This is a genomic window from Bradyrhizobium sp. 197, assembly GCF_023073375.1.
In the GTDB taxonomy this organism is placed as follows: Bacteria; Pseudomonadota; Alphaproteobacteria; order Rhizobiales; family Xanthobacteraceae; genus Bradyrhizobium.
Genome location: NZ_JADPJJ010000033.1, coordinates 1 through 9273, shown reverse-complemented (window position 1 = coordinate 9273; position 9273 = coordinate 1). Strand labels below are relative to the sequence as shown.

Sequence of the window (9273 nt, the reverse complement as noted above, 5' to 3'; positions counted from 1 at the left end):
TGTGGCCGGGCTCCGGCTTCGTGGTTCGGGGGCGGCGATAGAGCGCTTCTATCCCCATCCGCCGCATCAGCGTTTTGACATGCCGGCGGCCGATCTTGCGCCGCTCGGCAGCCAGCAGGCCTCTCAACATCCGCAAACCGGCGAAAGGAAACTCCAGATGCAGCCGATCGAGACGCCGCATGACCGCGAGATCGGCGTCCGACACCGGGCGCGGCAGGTAATAGACGCTGCCACGGCTGATCTGCAAGACTTCCGCTTGCTTCGTGATCGACAAATCGTGCTCGCGGTCGATCATCGCTTTGCGCTCAGCAATCCCGCCTTGGTGAGCGCACCTTCTAAAAAGCTGGTCTCAGCGCTACTCGCTCCCTGTGGGATAGAAACGCATTGCCGCTAGACTGCGGCCGGAAGGGAGCGGCCGATATGATTTTGGTGGCATGTGACCCCGCTAAAAAACCTGGTCCATGGGCTGTTGCGTACGTGAGAGTGGTGACGCCGTCCCGGCGATCCCGTTTAGGAATATGAATAAATTGCGCAGCCCAGCCCTTCCGCCGTGTCAGCAGGAGGATTGGAGATGAACCGCAACAAATCGAAATCCAGGGCCGACGGCACGATGCCCATGGTGCACCCGAACGCGGCTGCCATCGACATTGGCGCGACCATGCACATGGCTGCCGTCAGGGCAGATCGCGCACCTGAGCCAGTACGCAGCTTTGGTACCTTCACGGCTGATCTGCATCGGCTGGTCGACTGGTTTACAGAATGCGGCGTCGACACCGTCGTCATGGAATCGACCAGTGTCTACTGGATCCCGATTTTCGAGCTTCTCGATGCACGGGGGTTCACCGTGTTTCTTGTCAACGCGCGCGATGCCAAGCACGTGCCGGGGCGCAAGACCGATGTCAGCGACGCGCAGTGGCTGCAGCGGCTCCATTCGTTCGGGTTGCTGCGAGCCAGCTTTCGACCCAAAGGGCAGATTGCCGAACTGCGAGCCTACGTGCGTCAGCGGGAGCGTCTGCTGGAGTACGCGGCTTCACACATCCAGCATATGCAGAAAGCATTGACTGAGATGAATCTTCAACTCCACCACGTTGTGGCCGACATCACCGGAGCGACCGGTCTGGGCATCATTCGCGCGATCCTTGCCGGCGAGCGCGACCCTGAGGCGCTGGCGTGCTTACGCCATTACAGCTGCCACTCCAGCGCCGAGACGATCGCGAAGGCGCTCACCGCTAGCTACCGTGCCGAGCATCTGTTTGCGCTCGATCAGGCACTCGCCCTTTACGACGCCTATCGCGAAAAGGCATCTGCCTGCGATGTCCGGATCGAAGCTGTGTTGAAGGAACTCAGCACCCACAGGGGTGGTGATCATGGATCCGCACCGCCAGTCTCGCGGCGTCGGAACAGAACCGATCAGGCGAACGCTCTGGCTTTCGACGTCCGGGCGGCGCTGTTCGTGTTGCTCGGAAAGGACATCACTATGATCGACGGCCTCGGCCCTTACCTTTCGCTGAAGTTGATCGCGGAATGCGGCGACGACCTTACCTCATGGCCAAGTGCAAAGCATTTTACCTCCTGGCTGGGGTTGGCTCCGAGCAATAAGATCTCCGGCGGCAAAGTGCTCTCGTCACGAACGCGCCGATCCGGCGGTCGGGCCGCGGCTCTTCTGCGCCTCGCTGCCGTCACCGTCGGACGCACTGACACCGCGCTCGGCGCCTTTTACAGGCGTCTCTCGTCCCGCATCGGCAAGGCTAAGGCGGTGACCGCCACGGCCCGCAAGATCGCAGTCCTATTCTACAACGCGGTGCGACACGGAATGGAGTATGTCGATCCGGGGGCCTCATCCTACGAGACGCGCTACCGCACGCGAGTCGTCAACAATCTGCATCGGCGTGCCAAGGCATTCGGGTTTGTTCTCCAGCCAGTGGAGCCGAAAGCTGGTGCTGCCGTTTCTTAGGAATCGTTCTCCAGCGTCAGCTCGCCGATCTTGGCGTGCAGCGACTTTACGCCCACAGCCGGCACGGCGGCCGTCACACTTCCAGATCCGAAAACCTCGGAAGCTCCTCCCTCGAGCTGCGCCTTCCACGCCATAATCTGATTGGGTCGGACGTCAAATTGCTCAGCCAGTTGAGCTATCGTTCGGCCGCCCTTCACGGCAGCGAGTGCCACCTTGGCCTTGAAAGCCGGCGTGTGGTTCCGGCGCGGTCGTCTGCTCATGGTCTCTCCTGTTCGCGGCGATTATCGCCGCCGTCAGGCAGAAACTCCACTTATCCTCCTGTTCAAATTTGCGGGGCCAGCTCTGTAGAGAAGCACGCGTTCATTCTGACAGGCAGTTTGAGCCAGCGTCGACACCATGCGTGCGAAAGTTGCCTTGTCCTAGGCATGGCTGAACCTGCCCCTCGAGAGAGAGCTGTTTCATTGCCTCTTGAGAACCGCGTCTCGAGCGGAACGTCGATTCGCTCGATCGTCATTCGGCAAACATCGGATTGGATCACTTCGAATACCGAGATCCCCTTATTCCTCGACTGACCCGGCGGCCAATCCCTCTTGCCCGTTTTCGGAGTATCCTGCAGCATCGCGGCGTTATGCAATGAGGTGGCGCACGAAAAGGGCGCCATCGATAAAAGTTACGAACGCGAGATCTGATTCAGCTTCATGCTCTCCTCTCCCTTAATCGAAAGCTTGACACATGATCAGCAAGTCTGAGATTGTCGAAGCGTCTGATGACGGTGTGCGGGAGAGTATGATGAGCCAGCGCGCCCATCATCACCGACGGAGCCCCCCCGCCCTGCGCTATGCCAAAGCCCTGCGCCTGTTCCCGCCTCTGATGGGCACCCCCAACTGTGCCATTTAACTGAATCCAAAGAGGAGTTCATGCGATACGACCGAATCGATGCCCACATTCTGGAGATCGTGCAAAAGAATAACCGCTTAACTTCCGAAACCATCGGAGAGCTAGCCGGCCTTTCGGCTACAGCCTGCCAACGGCGATTGAAGAGGCTTCGTTCCGAAGGAATCATTGAGGCCGACGTCTCGGTTGTCTCGGCCAAGGCGGTAGGAAGGCCTATTCAGATGCTTGTCTTGGTAACGCTGGAGCGTGAGCGCTCGGACATCATCGATAGATTCAAGAAGGCCATCAAATCCTCTACTGAGGTCGCTAACGGATTTTACGTTACGGGCGATGCGGATTTTGTTCTGTATATTACAGCGCGCACGATGGACGATTATGAGCAGTTCGCGCGACGTTTCTTCCGAGAGAATCGGGATATCAAGGGCTTCAAAACAATGGTCGTGATGGACGGAGTAAAAGCCGGGTTTGCCGTTCCGATCGAAGCTCCGTCAAAGGACTGATACGTTTGCCTTACCTTGTGGGTTTGCTCCGCGTGATTTCTTCGCCCATTGGCCTAGAACGCAAGAAGACACCGCTCGCGCTGCTGTGCCAATGACAAACACAGCTGGATCGTCGAAGACTCTCTCGGCACGATGTTCCAAGGCTGGTTGCGATCGATGTTAAAGCGGCACCACCAGTTCCAGAATTTAGGCAATCATCTGAGTCGACGATGGCGGTCTGCAAGATGATGGTGACTAGAGCCCACTCTTCCCTGAGCAGCAGCAATTCCGCAAACGACGGCTCTTGCCAGTCGCAAGCATCATCTCTGCCCATCGTGGCGCTTTCGATTCGAACGACCGTAACAAGTTGAGCAACCGAGATTGGCTTTGGCTCGCAAAAAGCGGCTGAGGAAGCATCACACTACGGTAGCGAGCGTAGAGCTTTTCGATCACAGAATGCGCAAACCGAGCAAGCCTCTAAAGCCGCGGGCCCATCGCTGACGGTCAACTTGCCAGAGGCCTCTGTTCTTGTCCAGAAACGAGTCATCGCAGCAATTAAGGAGCAGAGTAATCTGCGACCGGAAATTGTTGGATAGAAGTTGGGCTGCCGAATCGCCCTCGGCGGGAGGAGCGGACGACGATGAAGGTCTGGAAGTTTGCAGAGCCCAGAAGGCGGTAATTCTCAAGTAGGGCAATGACGGGGGCTCCGGTTCCGGACGTCTGCCGCAAGGCCGTGATCAGCCAGGCGACCTATCTCAACTGCAAGAGAAAGTGCGACGGATTACTGCCGACCGAAATGCCCAGCTCGAGGACGAGAAGGCCAAGCTGAAGGTGTCCGACCTGTCGCTCTACAAGTATGTGCTTCAGGACGTGATCCGCCCAAAACTCTGGGGCCTGATCGGAAGCGCAAGCTCGTCGATGAAGTTCGTGGAGAATCCGGTATCAGCCGCGAGGCCTGCGCAGCTCTTGAGTTCGACCGATCGATTTATCAAGAACGCCCCGCAGCTGTCGCCGCTTCTGGCCGGCATGGATTAGACACGCATGCACGCACCTCGAATCCCGTAGCCGAAAGCGCTCGCGTAAGGATATAAACTCTTCGCTGCATCGGGGCGCGAAGCATGGCAGACTCCGGCCCAATGAGTGATTTTCCTGATGAGCTGCCGAGCGATCCAGCTGAGCTGCCTGTCTTTGCCACGGCTCTGCTGGATCGCTGCGTCGGGCTCGAGCGGTTGCTCAAGCTTGCAAAAAGATGCGCAGTTCGATCGATCGTCGGAAAAGCTTGACGCTGATCAGCCACAGTTTGTTCTGGAGGTATAGATCAGGCCGTCGCGGCTCTTAAGCGCCCGAGGATCGCACCGAACCCAAAACATGGGAGACGAGAACTGCCGAGCGCAGGGCCAATCGTGGCAAGCTGCCGGAGCATTTGCGACGCATCGTCGAAACCCTGATGCCCGCTGCAACCCGTTGCCCCTCCTGCAAAGGGTACGCATCCGACGGGGGCCGTCTTGCGTGACGGATGGTAATTCGCGAAGCGTGTGACCTTAAGTCGAGCTTTAAGGTCATCAGGCGATGCGGGTCGAGGTTTTGGGCGGGCTGGAGCGGCGGCGGCGCTGGTCGCAGGACGACAAGGCACGGATTGTCGAGGAGACGTTGGCGCCGGGCGCGAAGGTGACTGAGGTTGCGCGTCGCAACGGAGTAGCGGCCAGCCTGGTGTTTACCTGGCGTCGACAAGCACGAACATCCGAACAAGTTATACCATCTTTTACGCCGGTGCAGATCGCCGCCGTAGCGGCCTCGGCTGAGGAAGCTCCGAAGCTTTTGCCTACGGTTGATGGCCGAGTTCGCTCCGCGGCAGCCGCGCGTACTGGATTGATAGAGATCGATCTTGGCAACCGACGGTGCATCCGGGTGGATGCGCACGTCGATCCGGACGCGCTGGCGCGGGTCCTCGATGTGCTTGGACGCCGATGATTGCTATACCGGGGAATGTGCGAGTGTGGCTCGCGACAGGCTACACGGATATGCGCAGAGGCTTTCCGTCGCTGGCGCTCCAAGTGCAGGAGGTGCTGCACAAAGACCCGCTCAGCGGTCATCTGTTCGTCTTCCGCGGTCGCCGCAGCGATCTTGTGAAGGCGATCTGGCACGATGGCCAGGGAGCCTGCTTGTTCACCAAAAGACTCGAGAGGGGAAAGTTCATCTGGCCATCGGTTGCCGGTGAATCGGTAACGATCTCGCCGGCGCAGTTGAGCTATCTGCTGTCCGGGATCGATTGGCGTAACCCTCAAGAAACCCATCGGCCGACGCGGGTCGGATAGCCGCTTTTACGGTTTGAATCTGCTGCTTGATCTGATTCAATGGCTTCATGATACCGAAGCCGGACGATCTTCCATCGGACCTTGCGAGTGCCCTGGCGGCGCTGAAGGGCGAGCGTGAGGCGCGGCTGCGAGCCGAGGCGGTGGCTGCCAGTGCGCAGGCGGAGCTGTCGGACAACGAGGCACTGATCGCGCATCTCGAGCTGCGGATCGAGAAGCTCAAACGCGAACTGTACGGGCAGCGCTCCGAGCGCTCGGCACGGCCGCTCGAACAGCTGGAGTTGGAGCTCGAAGAACTCGTCACCACAGCGAGCGAGGATGAGCTTGCCGCGCAGGCCGCAGCGGCGAAGACGCAGAACGTCCGCCCCTTCATGCGCAAGCGACCGATGCGCAAGCCATGGCCGGATGACATCGAACGCGAGCGCGTCGTCATTGAGGCTCCAACGACCTGTGCCTGCTGCGGTGGATCGCGGCTGGCGAAGATCGGTGAGGATGTGACCAAGACGCTGGAGGAGATCCCGCGCCGCTTCAAGCTGATCGAGACGGTACGCGAGAAGTTCACCTGCCGCGATTGCGAGAAGATCAGCCAGCCGCCCGCGCCGTTCCATGCCACACCGCGCGGCTTTATCGGCCCACAATTGCTGGCGACGATCCTGTTCGACAAGTTCGGCATGCATATCCCGCTCAACCGCCAGAGTGCGCGCTTCAAGGCCGAGGGGATCGACCTGCCGTTGTCGACGCTGGCCGACCAGGTCGGGCACGGGACCGTCGCCGTCATGCCGCTCTTCCACTTGATCGAACGCCATGTGCTCGCGGCCGAGCGCCTTCATGGCGATGACACCACCATCCGCATCCTGGCGAAGGGCAAGTGCACGACTGGGCGGATCTGGACTTATGTGCGGGATGACCAGCCGTTCGCCGGGCCTGCGCCGCCGGCGGCGGTTTACTACGATTCGGGCGACCGTCGCGGCGCGCATCCACAGAAGCATCTGGCCACCTTCACCGATATCCTGCAGGCGGACTGCTACAGCGGCTTTGAACCCCTGTTCGACCCGAAGAGGAAGGTGCTACCGATCACGCCGGCATTCTGCTTCGCCCATGCGCGGCGGGGCTTCTTCGAGTTGGCTGACATCGAGAAAACTGCCCGGGAAGGCCGCAAGGGCAAACCAGTCTCTCCGATCGCGCTGGAGGCGGTCAGACGCCTTGACGCGTTGTTCGAGATCGAACGCGCCATCAACGGCCGCAGCACCGACGAGCGGCGAGCCGTGCGCCAGGAGAAAAGCAAGCCGCTGCTCGACGACATGCACGCTTGGCTGCTCCGAGAGCGAGAAACCCTCTCGCGCTCCTCCGAGGTCCTGAAGCCCATGAACTACATGCTCAGGCGCTGGGACGACTTCGGCCGCTTCCTCGACGATGGTAGGATCTGCCTGACCAACAATTGTGCTGAGCGCGCATTGAGAGGCATCGCCTTGGGAAGGCGCAACTGGACCTTCGCCGGCAGCCAGCATGGTGCCGACCGTGCCGCCATCATGCTGACAATGATCACGACTTGTCGTCTCAACGACGTCGATCCCAAGGCCTAGCTCGCCGACATCCTCGCCCGTATCGCCGATCTTCGCGCGTCGCGCCTGCACGAACTGCTGCCCTGGGAATGGAAGCTCCTGGCCAAACCGACAAGTCCGCCGGTCAGCAGGCCGCCTGACCTTCACCTAACCGATCATAGAGCTCGCTGTGCCGCGCGCATGCGTCAATCAGGCGGCCTTCGTCGTATGCGTAATGCAAAGGCGATCTCGTTGGGATTGGTCGCGATGAGAGTCAGAGGCTCGACGTCGTTCCGGTGCAATACCGGGTGATTGTGACCCGCCGGCCCAAACTGGCCTGCCGCGCCTGCCATGGCGTCGTTCTCCAGCATGCCGCGCCGGAACGCTTGATTAGCGGTGGGCTGCCGACCGAGCGGCTCATGTGATCGATGCCAAGTATCATTCTGCAGCACACTATCGTCAGCGTGGATGCGTTGCGCGCTCATGACGCCGATGCGGATGGCCTCAATAATAGGATCGAGTGCTACTACGCAGGCGCCGGCCCGATCCGCCAGGGTCGAGACGTCGATCTCGATCCCTTCGCGGGCATAGGTCTTGCTCTGCCGGTTCAACGGCTGATGCAGCAGGAACTTGTTGACCAGCACCATCGCCAGCAGGCCCGGCCCGGCAAAGCCCCGCGCGATCGGATGGGAGGGCGCCGGCGCCTCTGTGATCGCCTCGCAATCTCGGCAGGAGAACTTTTCGCGGACATGCTCGATAATCTTCCAGCGCCGCGGCTCGCATTCCAGAGTCTTCGATACCACCTCGCCGAGCTTGTGAAGCCGTTCAATGCCGCACTTGCCACACGAGCAAGGCATGGGTTCTATGATCGTTCGACCGGCAGGCTATCCAGTAGGGAGCCTCGCGGCGGCCTTATTTTGCGCGAGATTCTGTTTGGCGGCTTCCGGCGCTGAGTGGCTTGGTTTCCTGCTCCGCCTGTGTCCCTTCAAGATCCCTGATGGCGAGTTCGAGCTGCTCGACCAGCAGCTTGCCGCGTTCAAATATATTTACGTTAATACTTCTTCACACTTAGAGTCCTATGGTTCCGGCGGAGCACGACAGCAAGCGCTCAAAGACCGACGCCCTCGAGGAGAGCGCGCTCAATCCGAAACCCGAGAAGGTGCGCGATCCAAAGTTTCAGGGAAGTGAGTTCTTCGATCCGCAAGACTCCATGCAGGTCAAGTACGAGATGCTGCGTCGTGTCTCCGTCGACAGCGCCTCGGTGGCCGAGGTTTCCAACGAGTATGGCGTTTTCCTGGCTGACCTATTACCAAGCGAAGGCGAACTTCGATGCAGCAGGGATCGCGGGACTAGTCCCAAAAGAGCCGGGCCCACCGCCATTGCGGCCTCAGTATGAGGTGCTGCGCATGGCGGCTCTCGGCGAGGTGCTGCCGCCTATGGCCCGCAGCGGCCTCGTGCTCTTTCTGCGCCGGGGTAGTGGGATGGGCGCAGGTGCTGGCCGCTGCAAGCCCCGTTTAACAACCAATCCACGCATCATCGCTCACTCCACCCGCGAACAAGCGCATAGCAGTCGTTCACGTGCTCGCGACAATGGCCATGAGCACCAACGATCGGAGAACGTCATGAAGAAGTATCTCAAACTTTAGCCTCACCGCCTCGAACTGGGGAGCTATGCGGGATTTTGGGTGACGAGGTGATCAGGCGGCGTGGTTTGCCGGCATGTGGATGACCTCGATGCCGTCCTTGAATCTGACACCTGCGATCACCTTCGGCAACTGATTTGTGCCTTTGAGCCGCCGCCAGGTCCTTGATGCCGCGATGACCAGCTTGAACACCATCAGCTTGGCGGTGATTGGCGACAACGAACCCTTGGTTCGCACCGTTCTGTGCCGCACGGTCGCGAACACGCTTTCGATGGGGTTGGTAACCGGTATGAGAGTTTCTCGGTGCCGATGTTCCGCTGCGGTGTTCTGCATCGTGGCGTATGGTGCGACCATCGGGACAGAGGCACCGGGAGCACGAAGGTGCGGGCAGGCCGATGCATTCGATGAGCCGCGAGCTCGAGTTAGTAGCTGGCCGCCTCTGCGACTCGC

Annotated in this window: 5 protein-coding genes and 8 pseudogenes; 9 read left to right on the top strand and 4 right to left on the bottom strand. The window is 60.0% G+C overall.

Features of this window, described 5'->3' with window-relative positions; genetic code table 11:
* Positions 1-340: pseudogene (locus IVB27_RS08745) on the bottom strand (IS3 family transposase); the annotation flags it as partial.
* 231 nt (positions 341-571) lie between these two features.
* On the opposite strand from IVB27_RS08745, the gene IVB27_RS08740 reads away from it, so the two are divergent.
* Positions 572-1954 (top strand): IS110 family RNA-guided transposase, encoded by a 1383-nt coding sequence (locus IVB27_RS08740; protein ID WP_247442934.1) that lies wholly within the window; start codon positions 572-574, stop codon positions 1952-1954.
* A gap of 2 nt (positions 1955-1956) precedes the next feature.
* On the opposite strand, the pseudogene IVB27_RS08735 reads toward IVB27_RS08740, so the two are convergent.
* Positions 1957-2214: pseudogene (locus IVB27_RS08735) on the bottom strand (transposase); the annotation flags it as partial.
* 657 nt (positions 2215-2871) lie between these two features.
* On the opposite strand from IVB27_RS08735, the gene IVB27_RS08730 reads away from it, so the two are divergent.
* From IVB27_RS08730 to IVB27_RS08700, 7 genes and pseudogenes are all read left to right on the top strand, one after another.
* Positions 2872-3348 carry an Lrp/AsnC family transcriptional regulator gene (locus tag IVB27_RS08730; protein WP_247442933.1) on the top strand — a complete coding sequence of 159 codons (477 nt, stop codon included), beginning with the start codon at positions 2872-2874 and terminating at the stop codon, positions 3346-3348.
* A gap of 627 nt (positions 3349-3975) precedes the next feature.
* A pseudogene (locus IVB27_RS43550) lies at positions 3976-4316 on the top strand (IS3 family transposase); the annotation flags it as partial.
* Between the two features lie 147 nt (positions 4317-4463).
* Positions 4464-4831, top strand: a pseudogene (locus tag IVB27_RS08720) (IS66 family transposase); the annotation flags it as partial.
* 65 nt (positions 4832-4896) lie between these two features.
* Positions 4897-5298, top strand: a complete 402-nt coding sequence (gene tnpA, locus IVB27_RS08715) for an IS66-like element accessory protein TnpA (RefSeq protein ID WP_247442931.1) — start codon at positions 4897-4899, stop codon at positions 5296-5298.
* Positions 5299-5321: 23 nt separating this feature from the next.
* Complete coding sequence (tnpB, locus tag IVB27_RS08710; protein ID WP_430642467.1) at positions 5322-5642, top strand: IS66 family insertion sequence element accessory protein TnpB; 321 nt, start codon at positions 5322-5324, stop codon at positions 5640-5642.
* 47 nt (positions 5643-5689) lie between these two features.
* Positions 5690-7315, top strand: a pseudogene (gene tnpC / locus IVB27_RS08705) (IS66 family transposase); the annotation flags it as partial.
* A gap of 101 nt (positions 7316-7416) precedes the next feature.
* Positions 7417-7593, top strand: a pseudogene (locus IVB27_RS08700) (IS66 family transposase zinc-finger binding domain-containing protein); the annotation flags it as partial.
* Positions 7594-7683: 90 nt separating this feature from the next.
* Here IVB27_RS08700 and IVB27_RS08695 read toward each other — a convergent pair.
* Positions 7684-8037 (bottom strand): annotated as a pseudogene (locus IVB27_RS08695) (IS66 family transposase); the annotation flags it as partial.
* A gap of 221 nt (positions 8038-8258) precedes the next feature.
* On the opposite strand from IVB27_RS08695, the gene IVB27_RS08690 reads away from it, so the two are divergent.
* A complete protein-coding gene (locus IVB27_RS08690; RefSeq protein WP_247442930.1) occupies positions 8259-8576 on the top strand; it encodes a hypothetical protein in 318 nt (105 codons plus the stop codon).
* A gap of 301 nt (positions 8577-8877) precedes the next feature.
* On the opposite strand, the pseudogene IVB27_RS08685 reads toward IVB27_RS08690, so the two are convergent.
* Positions 8878-9273, bottom strand: a pseudogene (locus tag IVB27_RS08685) (hypothetical protein); the annotation flags it as partial.